We start from the raw sequence: 13,770 nt of genomic DNA on the forward strand, positions 1-13,770 counted from the left end.
GGCAGCGTGCGTACTCGTGCGGCACGGGCCGCGTCAGGCCCGGATCAACCGTGCTTTTCCGGCTTATCGTGCTTGCGGTTCAGCGCGCGATAGCCGATGTCCCGCCGGTACTGCATGCCGTCGAAGGAGATCTGGTTCACTGTATCGTAGACCACGGATTGCGCGCCGCGCACGGAATCCGCCAGACCGACCACGCACAGCACGCGTCCGCCGGCGGTGGTCAGCTTGCCGTCGGCGAGCGTCGTTCCCGCGTGGAAAGTCACGGATTGCTCGGTTTCCGCCGGAATGCCGTTGATGCGGTCGCCCTTGCGCGGCGTCTCCGGATAGTTGTGCGCCGCCAGCACCACGCCCAGCGCCGTGCGCCGGTCCCAGTCGAGTTCCACGGCGTCGAGCTTGCCGTCGATCGCCATTTCCACGACCTTCGAAAAGTCGCCCTTGAGGCGCGCCATGATCGGCTGCGTCTCGGGGTCGCCCATGCGGCAGTTGAATTCGAGCGTCTTCGGGTTGCCGTTGGCGTCGATCATCAGGCCCGCGTACAGGAAACCGGTGAAGCGGATGCCTTCGCTTTCCATGCCGCGCACCGTCGGCTGAATGATCTCGCGCATCACGCGCGCGTGCAGTTGCGGCGTGACGATGGGCGCGGGCGAATAGGCGCCCATGCCGCCCGTGTTGGGGCCGCGATCGCCGTCGGACAGGCGCTTGTGGTCCTGGCTGGACGCGAGCGGCAGCACGTGCTTGCCGTCCGCCATCACGATGAAGCTGGCTTCCTCGCCGGCCAGGAATTCCTCGATCACGACGCGCGCGCCGGCATCGCCCAGCTTGTTGTCGGCGAGCATGGAATCGACGGCGCCGTGCGCTTCTTCCAGCGTCATCGCGACCACGACGCCCTTGCCGGCGGCGAGGCCGTCGGCCTTGATGACGATCGGCGCGCCCTTGGTGTCGATGTAGGCGTGCGCCGCGGCGGCGTCGGAGAAGGTTTCGTACTCGGCGGTGGGGATGCTGTGGCGCTTCATGAACGCCTTGGCGAAGTCCTTCGAGCTTTCGAGTTGCGCGGCTTCCTTGCTCGGCCCGAAGATCTTCAGCCCGCGCGAGCGGAACAGGTTGACGATGCCCGCCGCGAGCGGCTGCTCCGGACCGACGAGCGTGAACGCGACATGCTCCCGCTCGACGAAATCAGCGAGTTCCGCCGGGTCCGTGATGTCGATGTTGCGCAGACGTTCGTCCTGCGCGGTGCCGCCGTTGCCCGGCGCCACATAGACGACCTGCACGCGCGGCGATTGCGCAAGCTTCCAAGCGAGTGCATGTTCACGACCGCCGGAACCGACGACGAGTAACTTCATGTGAATCCCCGAAATCCTGACTAAAGGCGTAAAAGCGTAAAAGCGAGCGGTAAAGCGGCTTGAGAAAAGGCGGCGGGCGCATGGGCCCCGTCATCGGACGGCGGCGGTCGCGGGCGGCGTGCATCCCGTGGAGAAGGCGGCTCGCGCGGACTGCGGCAGCGTCACGCGCCTTCCTCGGGCGATGCCGCGCCGCCTGCATCCGGCGGCGCCGCTTCGGCCACGCTTCGCCCATCATGCCGAAGCGAAAGACGTTCCATTCGTGGGCAAGGGCGCGTTCACCCTGGCCCCAGGCGATCCGAAGCTCAGTCCTCGTTGATCGCCGCGTTGGTGTGGACTTCCTGCACGTCGTCGAGATTTTCGAGCGCGTCGAGCAGTTTCTGCATCTTCACCGCGTCATCGCCGCTGAACTCGACTTCGGTCTGCGGTTTCATCGTCGTTTCGGCAAGTTCCGCCTTGAAGCCGGCGGCTTCGAGCGCGTCCTTCACCTTCTGGAAATCGTTCGGCGGGCAGACGACCTCGATGCTGCCGTCGTCGTTCGTGACCACGTCATCCGCGCCGGCTTCGAGCGCGGCGTCCATCAGCGCGTCTTCCGCCGTGCCGGGCGCGAACAGGAACTGGCCGACGTGATCGAACATGAACGACACCGAGCCGTCCGTGCCCATGTTGCCGCCGAACTTCGAGAACGCGTGGCGCACTTCCGCGACGGTGCGGGTGCGATTGTCCGTCATCGTGTCGACGATGATCGCCGCGCCGCCGATGCCATAGCCTTCGTAACGGATTTCTTCGTAGTTGGCGCCATCTACGCCGCCGACGCCGCGCTGGATGGCGCGGTTGATGTTGTCCTTCGGCATGTTGGCGTCATAGGCCTTGTCGATGGCCAGACGCAGGCGCGGGTTCGAATCGACATCGCCGCCGCCCATGCGCGCCGCAACCTGGATTTCCTTGATGAGGCGTGTCCAGACCTTGCCTTTCTTTGCGTCGGCCGCGGCTTTCTTATGCTTGATGTTGGCCCATTTCGAATGACCCGCCATTACCTTTCTCCGTCGCGCGCGGGCTTGGCTCCGGCGCCTAGTGTGCTGTCGTGCTGAATGTGTGGTTCCGTGCCGTCGGCCGCTGCGTTCCGGCGTGGGCGTGTGACGGGATGGCGCGCAGACCGCCCAGGTGCTGTCCGGTGCTGCCGACCCGATTGGGAACAGACCGAAATTTTAGCATGGAGGCGCCCGTCCCCAGTACCCGTGCGCGCGAACCGGACGGGGGAAGCGGCGCGAAACCGCAGGAAATTTCGTCGATTCGGCGCAAAAACGCGCAAATGCGGGCGTAAATGCAAACCGCCGCGCGAAGGGCGCGGCGGTTTGCAGGATTGGAAGCGGGCGGGGAAAAACTCAGTTCTTCGTGCCGAACAGGCGATCCCCGGCGTCGCCCAGGCCCGGAACGATGTACGCGTGGTCGTTCAGATGCGAATCGAGCGAGGCGACGTAGAGCTTGACGTCCGGATGCGCGTCCTGGAACACCTTGACGCCTTCGGGCGCGGCGACCAGCGCGACGAACACGATATTCTCGCTCTGCACCTTGCGGCGCTTCATCACGTCGACGGCATGGACCGCCGAATAGCCGGTGGCGACCATCGGATCGCACAGGATGAAGACGCGCTCCTCCAGATCCGGCGGCAGGCGCACGAGGTATTCGACCGGGCGGTGATCGTCCGCGCGATACACGCCGATATGGCCGACGCGCGCCGACGGCACCAGGTCCAGCAAGCCGTCCGACATGCCGATGCCCGCTCGCAGCACGGGCACGATCGCGAGTTTCTTGCCGGCGATCACGGGCGCGTCGATCTCGACGAGCGGCGTGGCCACGCGCTTGGTCGTCAGCGGCAGGTTGCGGGTGATTTCATAGCCCATCAGCAGCGTGATTTCCCGCAGCAGCTCGCGGAAGGTGCGCGTGGACGTGTCCTTGTCGCGCATGTGCGTGAGCTTGTGCTGGATCAGCGGGTGATCGAGGATGAAGAGATTGGGAAAGCGGCTGTCGTGTGTCATGGGTCTCGCGCGCGCGGCGCGTCCTGCTCGTGTGATGGGCTGCCGGGTCGCACCTGGGGCGCAACGCAACGGCGGGTCCGGCGCGATTTCGAAGCGCTGACGCCGGGTGCGTCTCGCGCGGACAGTGGCGACAGTTTACCGAAAAGGCCGCCCGCGCCTAAGAAGAATTGCGCGGCGTCGCATGCCTGCGCCGAGGCAAGTCCCGACGTTGCCGCCCCGATTCTTCTAGAATTGCGCGATGGATGAACCCGGGCAGCGAGAGCGGGGTGCGAGCAGCGCCCGCTTCGCGTGCCGAACGATCACGGAGAACAGCACGATGGACATGGGAATCGCAGGGCGCACGGCGCTCGTATGTGCGGCAAGCAAGGGACTGGGACGCGGCTGCGCGGAGGCGCTCGCCGCCGAAGGCGTGAATCTGGTGATCACCGCGCGCACCGCGGAGACGTTGGAGGCGACGGCTGCGCACATTCGCGCGCAATACGGCGTGGACGTGAAGACCGTCGCGGGCGACATCACGACGCCCGCCGGCCACGCCGCCGCGCTCGCCGCCTGCCCCGCGCCGGACATTCTGGTGAACAACGCGGGCGGGCCGCCGCCGGGCGACTTCCGCACCTTCACGCATGAGATGTGGATCAAGGCGCTGGAAGGCAACATGCTGACGCCGATCGAACTGATGAAGGCGACCATCGACGGCATGATCGGGCGCGGTTTCGGGCGCGTCGTGAACATCACGAGTTCCTCGGTGAAGGCGCCGATCGACGTGCTCGGTCTGTCGAACGGCGCGCGCTCGGGACTGACCGGCTTCGTCGCCGGGGTCGCGCGCAAGGTCGCGGCGACGGGCGTCACCATCAACAACCTGCTGCCGGGCACCTTCGACACGGACCGCATCGGCGTGACGATGGAAGCACAGGCGAAGGCGCAGAACGTGTCCATCGACGACATCCGCGCGCGCCGCGCAGAGAGTCTGCCGGCGGGACGCTTCGGCACGCCGGAGGAATTCGGCCGCGCCTGCGCGTTCCTGTGCAGCGTGCATGCGGGCTATATCACCGGGCAGAACCTGCTGATCGACGGCGGCGCCTATCCGGGCACGTATTGAAACATCGGAAACATCAGAAACATCGGAAACACCATAACGACAATGACAGGAGGACGGAGCACATGAGCACACGCGTCGCGCTGATCGCGCACGACATGAAGAAGGACGACATCGTCACGCTGGCGGGCGAGTTCGCCGCCACGCTCGCGCAATGCAGCCTCGTGGCCACGGGCACCACGGGCGGCCGCATCGCGGCGGCGCACGGGCTGGAGGTCGAGCGCAAGCTGTCCGGCCCGCACGGCGGCGACCTGCAGATCGGCGCGGAGCTGGCCGAAGGGCGCGTCGACATGGTGATCTTCCTGCGCGACCCGATGACGCCGCAGCCGCACGAGCCGGACATCAACGCGCTGGTGCGCGCCTGCGACGTGCACAACGTGCCGTGCGCGACCAATATCGCGACGGCGCGCATGCTGCTCGACGACTTGCGCCTGCGCCTTGCGCGGGCGTCCTGAACCCAATCCGTGATGGAGGTGAACGAGCGATGACCAAGGCAATCCGATTCGACAAGGCCGGCGGCCCGGAAGTGATGAAATGGGTCGACGTGGAGGTGGGCGCGCCGGGCAAGGGCGAGATCCGCGTCAAGCATCATGCGGTGGGGCTGAACTTCATCGACGTGTATTTCCGCACTGGCCTCTATCCGATGCCGCTGCCTGGCGGACTCGGCATGGAAGGCGCGGGCGAGGTCACGGCGGTGGGCGAGGGCGTCACGCAGTTCAAGCCGGGCGACCGCGTGGCCTACGCGTCGCGTCCGCCGGGCGCGTATGCCGAAGAGCGCGTGATGGCGGCGGATTACGTCGTGAAGCTGCCGGACGCGATCGGCTATGAAGATGCCGCGTCCATCATGCTCCAGGGGCTGACCGCGCAGTATCTGCTGCGCCGGACCTATCGCGTGCAGCCGGGCGATACCGTGCTGATCCACGCGGCGGCGGGCGGCGTCGGCATGCTCGCGTGCCAGTGGGCCAAGGCGCTGGGCGCGACCGTGATCGGCACCGTGGGTTCGGACGAGAAAGCCGAGCTTGCGAAGGCGCATGGCTGCGACCATCCGATCGTCTACACCCGCGACAACTTCACGCAGCGCGTGCGCGAGATCACCAACGGCGCGGGCGTGCCGGTGGTGTATGACTCGATCGGCAAGGACACGTATATCGCCTCGCTCGACTGCCTCGCGCCGCTGGGCCTGTTCGTGAGCTTCGGCAATTCGTCGGGGCCGCTGCCGCCGATCGATTCGTCCGAGTTCGCCGGACGCGGCTCGCTCTTCTTCACGCGTCCGACGCTCTTCAGCTATATCGCCAAACGCAGCGATCTCGACACCATGGCGGCGGAACTGTTCGACGTGGTGGCCTCGGGCAAGGTGAAGACCAACGTGCGCCAGCGTTATGCGCTGGCGGAGGCGGGCCGCGCGCACGAAGACCTCGAAGCGCGCCGCACCACCGGGTCGACCATCCTGCTGCCCTGACGAGGGCGCGGGACGGTTCGTGAACACGCTGAACGACTGAAACATGAACGATCCGTCCCCGACCGTCGTCCTGATCGAAGACGACAAACAGATTCGCCGCTTCGTGCGCGTCTCGCTGGAGGCGCAGGGCATGACCGTGCACGAAGCGCTCAGCGGGCAGCAGGGTCTCGTCGAGGCGGCGACGCGCAAGCCCGACCTCGTGATCGTCGATCTCGGCCTGCCGGATGTCGACGGCATCGAGGTGATCCGCGAACTGCGCGGCTGGAGCGCGCTGCCGGTGATCGTGTTGTCGGCGCGCACGCAGGAAGAGCAGAAGGTCGCCGCGCTCGATGCCGGCGCCGACGATTACCTCACCAAACCCTTCGGCGTTTCCGAACTGCTGGCGCGGATCCGCGCCCATCTGCGGCGGCGCAATCAGACGCCGGCCAGCGAAACGCCTGCCGTCGGCTTCGGCGACGTAAGCGTCGATCTCGCCTTGCGACGCGTCACCCGCAACGGCGAGAGCGTGCATCTGACGCCGCTCGAATACCGTCTGCTCGCGGCGCTCGTGCGGCATGCGGGCCGCGTGCTCACGCACCGGCAGCTGCTGCTGGATGTGTGGGGGCCGTCGCACGTGGAAAGTCCGCACTATCTGCGCATCTACATGGCGCATCTGCGCCAGAAGCTCGAACGCGACCCCGCGCAGCCCGAGCACATCGTGACCGAAACAGGCGTCGGCTACCGGCTCGTGGGCGTGCAGTGAAGCGGCCCTGACGGCGAGTCGCCGCGGGTGTTGCAGGGTTAGCGCGTGCGACGGCCGCGCGGCCTCTACACTCGGCCGGCAGTCCCCTGAGCGCTGTCGGCCCCGCTGCACACCTGCCGAATGATCCGAAGCGCTCCCTCGCGTGCCTGGGAGAAAGTGATGGACGTTTCCCGTGTCAGCGGCGCCCGCGCGGGCGCCGGATCATTCGCGGCTGCACAACCGGATGCGTTGCCGCGTGCGGAGACGTCGGACGAGCAAGGCGCAGCGCCGGAGCCGCGCGACAGTCCTCAGGGCGCGACGGATTCCGCCGATGCGCGCGCGCCTGCGGAGGCCGGTTCGGCTGCATCGGCCAACGAGGCGGGATCGCTGCCGGACAAAACGGACAAGACCGACGAGCCGGACAAGATTGACCCGCCGGTCCAGTCGACCGCTGCGCAGATGCAGGCGAGCCAACGCGACGACGCACCGGCCGCCACGCCGCCGCTTCCACGCGCCGACATTTCGGCTGTGTCCCTGCCTTCCGACGCCGCCGACACGGGAGATACGCTTTCGCGCGTCGAGCGCGGCGCTTGCCAGGGCTCGCAGGCAAACGCAGAGATTTTTCGCGAGCGGCGCGGCGGCGACCGGCTGCGGGCGAGAGCGGCGGACTGCGTGAAGTTCGACCAGTTCGACTACCAGAAGAGATGCGCTTATCCGGAGACGGGCGCGTGCGACGGCATCGTCCTCGAAGCAATGCGGCGCGTGGACCGAGGCGCCGACCAGCCGGACCGAAACCTGTTCTCCGTGGTCGAGGGCATGCGCAGCGACGCCGACGCCAGTTCGAACTCGGCCGCGCACGGGACTTCTGCGAGCATGTCGACGCCTTCCAGACCAACGCGTACCGGCTGGGTTTCAGCCACTACACGCCGCTCGCGCCCGACAATCTCAAAGCGCGGCATGCGGCGCCCGCCGATCGGCTGCGCGCCATGCGCGACGACATCGCACTGATGCAACCGGCCGACATGGCCTACCTGCAGATCGGCATGGAGGCGTCCGGCACCCTGCAGGAACGGGGGCATGCGCTGCTCGTGCAACGCGGGCAAAGCGACCACTGGACGATCTTCGATCCCAACAACGGCGCTTTCCAGTACGGCAGCCGGACGGACATGCAGCGATCGCTCGACGGCTATCTGGATGTCGCGTTTTCCGGCACCGAGTGGCGGGCGGCGCCGGTGCAGATGCAGGTGTACTCACGGCATGGATCGAGCGAATTCGCATCCGCACCTGTGCTCGCATCCCGTCCCGGAACCCCGGGCTCCAATCCGCCGGAGTCGGACTACGACTATCAACTGTACGCGGACACCGCGCTGCGGCCCTATCCGCTGACGCCCGCAGCGATCTTCGAAGGTGCGCGCCGGCCGCTCGAGGGCGTTGACCGCAACGAGGCGCTGGCAGGCTTTGCGTTGCGGATGGTCGGCGACTATGGGATGCCGGATCTCCGCAGCGCACTGGAGCCGCTCGACCCGCGCGCGTCCGACCCGGCGCGCCGCCTGCAACTGGTCGACAGCATGCAGCGCCGGCACGGAAGCACGCCGTTGACCTCGTCCATCGATGTGGCGCGCTACATCCGGCATGCCGGAGAAAGCGGTGTCAGCAGTGCGGATCAACTGATCGACCATCTGGCGGCGAACTTCGGTTCGAGCTACTTCGGCGACAGCGCGACGCGCGGATCGCGCAACACCATGGTCGTGATCGATCTCGCGCGGCAGGCGCCGCCTGTCGACGCATCGGCGAGCGGCTTTGCCCGGAGCGATCCGCTCCTGATCCGGAGGATCACGCCGGGCAATGACTACCGCCGCGACCGTTACGAGCTTCTGGCGCCGGACTACGGCGTGTTCGATTACCCCGACTTCGAGCATATGACGTCGGCCGTGCGGCGTGCGTTTCTTTCCGGCCGTCATACGGAAGGCGGGGTGCGGGATGCCGCGACGACCTGGTACGCGGAGGACGCCGGCGCCATGCCGGCGGGTCAAGCCGCGCTGTCCAATCCGCACGACACGCTCAATCTCTCCTTCCCGGTCGTGCCGGTGGCGGACCTGCCGCCTCCGGTCGCCACTGCAATGCGCCCGCCTTCCGGGGCCTACCCCCACGTCGACTTCAAGCGCGCGGGGGCGCGCACGGCGCGGTACGCCGAGCCGGATTTCCTGTTCAGGCCGTCGACCGTGACGCCTCTCGAGATGAGCACGGAAGGGGGCTTTCATGTGCTTGCGACGTCGCTCAAGGATGTCAATCTGGTCACGCACGACTTCGATGTCGCCTCCGGCAAGCGCAGCCTGGACAGCGCCGGCTATCTCGCCACGTTCGCGAATCCAACGGTTGCGCTCGACCGTCTCAAGCTCCAGGCGCGGGACGGCTTCGTCTACGCGATATCGCCCGGCCCCAACCTCGTGGACGTCAATGCCACGCTGGGCGGCCATGCCCAGGCGCCGGACAATCACGAGTTCGCCGCGATGGGAACTATCGACGCGACGCAGGTCATCGGCTGGTGGGAGGTCGCGAACGGCGTCGCGTCCAACTTCATGGACAATCCGGCTTACCGATGGGACGTGTACGGAGCGCAGCGAAGCGCCGGCGCGCAACCGCAACTCGCGCGTTTCCCGCTGGATTCGAAGGCGTGGACGGAGTTGGCGTACAAACCGTTCGTCGTGCCCGCCCTGCGCGACGGCAAGGTGGTGGGCCATACGCCAAAGGACAACCCGAACATCATCCAGGCCGACTTCTATGGCGATGCAGTCCAGCGGCTCGACGCCGCCAGCCGCAGACAGGCCGCGCACGAAGACTACCGGGGAGCGATGACGCTGCACGCCTATGGCGGCGGCGTGGATCATCCGGCCATTCTCTACGCGGACGCGTCGGACAATGTCTACGTGAACTGGACTTATCGCGCGAGCGCCCAGTACCCCGGCAACATCAAGCAGTTCGTGATGGGATCGGACGGACGGTTCCACTATCCGAATAACTGGAACAAGACCTTGCGAGTGGGCTCGGACGACTATCTCTATATAGGGTCTGTGCCGGGCTCATCGAGCCTCAACGGCGTATTCCGCTACTCCAACGGACACCTGACGCATGCCGAAGACGGCAAGTACCTGACCGTGGGTCACACCGTCTATGTTCCTTTTGTCAGTGCGTCGTTCGCAGGCAGCCGGTCGACCTGGAAGCTGACCGACGAGGATGGCGTGCCGGTGACGCCGCCCGCCTCGAACCTGAACTCCCACAGGTATGCCAGCGACACGGGAACGAGCGAACAGCTCTACCGCTTCGATCAGCGTCCGGAGTCGGCCCTGCCCGCCGGCACGACGCATTTCGTGACCCGGATTCCGACGCTCGGCATCAAGGGCAAGTTTCTCGAGTGGATGAATCACCCGCATCGGGATGTGCCCGCCACCATCCAGTGGCTGGACCGGAACAATGCCGCCTTCCTCTTCAGGGACGGTTTCTACGCTTTCGGCGTCGGCCCCAACATGCTGGAGGTGCGCACGCTCGGCGGCAGACGCGCGTACTTGATCGTATATAGCCCACAGTTCCAAAGCGTTGCGGAACTGCCCCAAACGCACATTGCGTCCAGCTATTCCGTGCGCGCAGACGTCTGGGAGGGCATCGAGGCGCGAGCGCAGCTGCGCGAGCGGCTCCGTTCGATACTTGGACACTGAGCGCCGCGCCGCGAGTATGACGCGCTCAGATCCCGCGCGGGCCACGCACGGGACCTTGCCGCCCGCGCGTCATTCCGATGCGCCCGCAGGACGCGCGCGGCCCTGGCGCCGCGCACGCCGGGCTTCCGCGCGGATGCGGAAGCGGTCCATGTAGAGATAGACGACCGGCGTGGTGTAGAGCGTGAGCATCTGGCTGACGATCAGCCCGCCGACAATCGCGATGCCGAGCGGCGCGCGCATCTCCGACCCCTCGCCGGTGCCGAACGCGAGCGGTAGCGCGCCGAGCAGGGCGGCGGCGGTCGTCATCATGATCGGACGGAAGCGCAGCAGGCAGGCCTCGCGGATTGCGTCGCGCGGGGTGGCCGCGCCGTGGCGCGTGGCTTCGATCGCGAAGTCGACCATCATGATCGCGTTCTTCTTCACGATGCCGATCAGCAGGATCACCGCGATGAAGGCGATGATGCTGAACTCGGTCTTGAAGAGCAGCAGCGCGAGCAGCGCGCCGATGCCGGCCGAGGGCAGCGTCGAGAGAATCGTGATCGGATGGATATAGCTCTCGTACAGCATGCCGAGCACGATATACACCGCGGCGAGCGCCGTGAGGATCAGGATGGGCAGCGTGCTGACCGACTGCTGGAACGCCTGCGCGGTGCCCTGGAAGCTGCCGTGGATCGTCTGCGGCATGCCGATCTCGGCCATGGTTTCGTAGATTGCGGCGGTGGCGTCGGAGAGCGACTTGCCCGGCGGCAGGTTGAAGGAGATGGTCGAGGCGACGAACTGGCTCTGGTGATTCACCGACAGCGGCGTGTTGCCCGGTCCGAACGTCGCGATGGCCGACAGCGGCACCATGGTTTCCATCGATGTGGACACCGCCGCGCCCGACGACGAGCCGCTTTTGCCCGTGGCGGCGATCGCGTTGGTGGCCGAGTTCTTCACCGCGGCCAGCGCGAGCGCCGCGCTGGTATCCGTCGCGCTGTTGGAGGCGCCGCCCGCGCCGGTCGAGCCGGTGGCCGAGGTCGAGGCGGTGGAGGTGGCGCCGGACGTGGTGGTGGATTGCGTCGAGGACGAACCGTTCGCCGTGCCGCCCGAGGTGCTGATCCAGATCTGTTTGAGCATCTCCGGGTCCTGCCAGTATTTCGGCGCCAGTTCCATGACGACGTGATACTGCGACAGCGGGTTGTAGATGGTCGAGACCTGGCGCTGGCCGAATGCGTCATACAGCGTGTTGTCGATCTGCGCGGGCTTGATGCCGAGCCGCGCGGCCGTCGAGCGGTCGAACGTGACCATCGATTCGAGTCCGCCCTGCTGCTGGTCGGAGTTGACGTCGGCGAGTTCGGAGCGCTTCTGCAGCGCGTCGGTGAGAAGCGGCCCCCACTTGTAGAGATCGGAGGTCGTGTCCGAGAGCAGCGTGAACTGATACTGCGCGTTGGATTGCCGCCCGCCCACGCGAATGTCCTGCACCGCCTGCAGGAAGGTGCGCGCGCCGGCGACATCGCCCAACGGCGCACGCAGACGGTTGATGACCTGATCGGCCGAGACCTTGCGCTCGCTCTTCGGCTTGAGCGAGATGAACATGAAGCCGCTGTTGGTCGAGCGCCCGCCCGTGAAGCCGGCCACGCTGTCCACCGCCGGATCGGCTTCGACGATCTTCATCATCTGCGAGAACTTGCCTCTCATCGCCTGGAACGAGGTGCTCTGGTCAGCCTGAATGCCGCCGATGATGCGTCCCGTGTCCTGCTGCGGAAAGAAGCCCTTCGGCACGATCACGTAGAGGAACACGTTCAGGAGGATGGTGGCGAACAGCGTCATCAGGATCAAGAGCGGATGCGCGAGCGACCAGTCCAGCGTGCGCGTGTAGCCGCCCTGCAGGCGCTGGAACTGGCGTTCGAGCCATTGCGCGATGCGGCCTTCCTCTCGGCGCTCGCCCGGTTCCTGGAGCAGGCGGGAGCACATCATCGGCGTGACGGTGAGCGACACCACCAGCGACACCGCAATGGCGAGCGACAGCGTCAGCGCGAACTCGCGGAACAGCCGCCCGATGATGCCGCCCATCAGCAGGATGGGCAGGAACACCGCCACCAGCGACACGCTGATCGACACCACCGTGAAGCCGACTTCGCGCGCGCCGATGATCGCGGCCTGCATGCGCGGCACGCCTTTCTCGACGTGCCGCGTGATGTTCTCCAGCACGACGATCGCGTCGTCGACGACGAAGCCGGTCGCGATGGTCAGCGCCATCAGCGAGAGGTTGTCGAGCGAGAAGCCCAGCAGGTACATGGCCGCGAACGTGCCGATGATCGAGATGGGCACGGCCACGCTCGGGATCAACGTCGCGCGCCAGTTGCGCAGGAACAGGAACACGACCATCACGACCAGCGCCACCGCGATCGCGAGGGTGGCCTCGGTATCGTGCAGCGACGCGCGGATAGTGGTGGAGCGGTCGGCGGTCGGCGTGATCTGGACGTCGGCGGGCAGCGCGGCCTGTAGCTGCGGCAGCATCGCCTTGACGCGGTCGATGGTTTCGATGATGTTCGCGCCCGGCTGGCGATAGAGAATCACCAGCACCGCGCGCTTGTTGTTGATGAGGCCGAGATTGCGCAGGTCTTCCACGGAATCGACCACTTCGCCGACGTCCGAGAGCTTCACCGCCGAACCGTTGCGGTACGCGACCACGAGGTCCTTGTACTGCGAGGCCTTGCTCGCCTGGTCGTTGGTGTAGAGCTGGATCCGCGTGCCCTTGAATTCGATCGCGCCTTTCGGGCTGTTCGCGTTCGCCGAGGCCAGCGCCGCGCGCACGTCTTCGAGCCCGATACCGTAGTGAAACAGCGCGCCCGGCTCCAGTTCGACCCGCACCGCCGGATTCGCCGAGCCGCTCACGTCCACTTCGCCGACGCCCGGCACCGTGGACAAGGTCTGTTGCAGCACCGTCGCGGCGGAGTCGTAGAGCGCGCCCGGCGTGCGTGTGGGCGAGGACAGCGCGAGCACCAGAATGGGCGCGTCGGCCGGGTTCACCTTGTGGTAGGTCGGGTTGCTGCGCAGCGCCGTGGGCAGGTCGGCGCGCGCCGCGTTGATGGCGGCCTGCACGTCGCGCGCGGCGCCGTCGATGTCGCGGTTCAGCCCGAACTGGAGCGTGATGCGCGTCGTGCCCACCGAGCTCATCGAGGTCATTTCGCTGACGTCGGCAATGGTGCCGAGATGCCGTTCGAGCGGACTGGCGACGCTGGTCGCGACCGTCTCCGGGCTCGCGCCGGGGAGCGACGCCTGCACCGAGATGGTCGGGAAATCGACCTGCGGCAGCGGCGCGACCGGCAGCCGCACGAACGCGAACATGCCCGCAAGCGCAATGCCGATGGCCAGCAGCGTGGTCGCGACGGGCCGGTCGATGAAGATGCGCGACAGGTTCATGGC

Annotated in this window: 10 protein-coding genes; 6 read left to right on the forward strand and 4 right to left on the reverse strand. The window is 66.7% G+C overall.

The genetic code is table 11. The annotated features are described in order from the left end of the window. Window positions 1–44 precede the first annotated feature (44 nt). The 3 genes from purD to upp all read right to left on the reverse strand — a co-directional run bounded on the left by purD (window position 45) and on the right by upp (window position 3,376). Window positions 45–1,340: a phosphoribosylamine--glycine ligase gene (purD, locus tag QCE63_RS05900; protein ID WP_309831432.1), complete on the reverse strand. Its 1,296-nt coding sequence runs from the start codon at window positions 1,338–1,340 to the stop codon at window positions 45–47. A gap of 302 nt (window positions 1,341–1,642) precedes the next feature. Next, entirely contained in the window at window positions 1,643–2,371 is a 729-nt protein-coding gene (locus QCE63_RS05905) for a YebC/PmpR family DNA-binding transcriptional regulator (protein WP_309831434.1), read from the reverse strand. Between the two features lie 351 nt (window positions 2,372–2,722). Beyond that, a complete protein-coding gene (gene upp, locus QCE63_RS05910) occupies window positions 2,723–3,376 on the reverse strand; it encodes a uracil phosphoribosyltransferase (protein WP_309831436.1) in 654 nt (217 codons plus the stop codon). 316 nt (window positions 3,377–3,692) lie between these two features. Between upp and QCE63_RS05915 the strand changes: the two genes are divergently transcribed. From QCE63_RS05915 to QCE63_RS05940, 6 genes are all read left to right on the forward strand, one after another. Next, on the forward strand, window positions 3,693–4,472 hold the full coding sequence (locus QCE63_RS05915) for an SDR family oxidoreductase (protein WP_309831439.1): 780 nt from the start codon (window positions 3,693–3,695) through the stop codon (window positions 4,470–4,472). 62 nt (window positions 4,473–4,534) lie between these two features. Then, window positions 4,535–4,924 (forward strand): methylglyoxal synthase, encoded by a 390-nt coding sequence (locus QCE63_RS05920; RefSeq protein ID WP_309831441.1) that lies wholly within the window; start codon window positions 4,535–4,537, stop codon window positions 4,922–4,924. A gap of 29 nt (window positions 4,925–4,953) precedes the next feature. Then, entirely contained in the window at window positions 4,954–5,928 is a 975-nt protein-coding gene (locus QCE63_RS05925) for a quinone oxidoreductase (RefSeq protein WP_309831443.1), read from the forward strand. A 43-nt stretch (window positions 5,929–5,971) separates the two neighbouring features. Continuing rightward, the gene (kdpE, locus tag QCE63_RS05930) at window positions 5,972–6,670 is read left to right on the forward strand and encodes a two-component system response regulator KdpE (RefSeq protein ID WP_309831444.1); all 699 of its coding nucleotides are present in this window, start codon (window positions 5,972–5,974) and stop codon (window positions 6,668–6,670) included. Window positions 6,671–6,829: 159 nt separating this feature from the next. Further along, entirely contained in the window at window positions 6,830–7,657 is an 828-nt protein-coding gene (locus tag QCE63_RS05935; RefSeq protein ID WP_309831446.1) for a hypothetical protein, read from the forward strand. Further along, entirely contained in the window at window positions 7,636–10,362 is a 2,727-nt protein-coding gene (locus QCE63_RS05940) for an enterotoxin A family protein (protein WP_309831449.1), read from the forward strand. The genes QCE63_RS05935 and QCE63_RS05940 overlap by 22 nt, the downstream gene beginning before the upstream one ends. Before the next feature lie 69 nt (window positions 10,363–10,431). Here QCE63_RS05940 and QCE63_RS05945 read toward each other — a convergent pair whose 3' ends face one another. Beyond that, the gene (locus tag QCE63_RS05945; RefSeq protein WP_309831451.1) at window positions 10,432–13,767 is read right to left on the reverse strand and encodes an efflux RND transporter permease subunit; all 3,336 of its coding nucleotides are present in this window, start codon (window positions 13,765–13,767) and stop codon (window positions 10,432–10,434) included. Window positions 13,768–13,770 lie beyond the last annotated feature (3 nt).

It is taken from the genome of Caballeronia sp. LZ065 (assembly GCF_031450975.1).
Classification (GTDB): Bacteria; Pseudomonadota; Gammaproteobacteria; order Burkholderiales; family Burkholderiaceae; genus Caballeronia.

Bases quoted from the DNA above. Each gene is read 5' to 3' on its own strand.
- QCE63_RS05935 (WP_309831446.1), top strand. From the start codon at position 6,830: ATGGACGTTTCCCGTGTCAGCGGCGCCCGCGCGGGCGCCGGATCATTC.
- QCE63_RS05925 (WP_309831443.1), top strand. From the start codon at position 4,954: ATGACCAAGGCAATCCGATTCGACAAGGCCGGCGGCCCGGAAGTGATG.
- QCE63_RS05920 (WP_309831441.1), top strand. From the start codon at position 4,535: ATGAGCACACGCGTCGCGCTGATCGCGCACGACATGAAGAAGGACGAC.
- QCE63_RS05945 (WP_309831451.1), bottom strand. From the start codon at position 13,767: ATGAACCTGTCGCGCATCTTCATCGACCGGCCCGTCGCGACCACGCTG.
- purD (WP_309831432.1), bottom strand. From the start codon at position 1,340: ATGAAGTTACTCGTCGTCGGTTCCGGCGGTCGTGAACATGCACTCGCT.
- QCE63_RS05915 (WP_309831439.1), top strand. From the start codon at position 3,693: ATGGACATGGGAATCGCAGGGCGCACGGCGCTCGTATGTGCGGCAAGC.
- QCE63_RS05940 (WP_309831449.1), top strand. From the start codon at position 7,636: ATGCGCGACGACATCGCACTGATGCAACCGGCCGACATGGCCTACCTG.
- QCE63_RS05905 (WP_309831434.1), bottom strand. From the start codon at position 2,371: ATGGCGGGTCATTCGAAATGGGCCAACATCAAGCATAAGAAAGCCGCG.
- kdpE (WP_309831444.1), top strand. From the start codon at position 5,972: ATGAACGATCCGTCCCCGACCGTCGTCCTGATCGAAGACGACAAACAG.
- upp (WP_309831436.1), bottom strand. From the start codon at position 3,376: ATGACACACGACAGCCGCTTTCCCAATCTCTTCATCCTCGATCACCCG.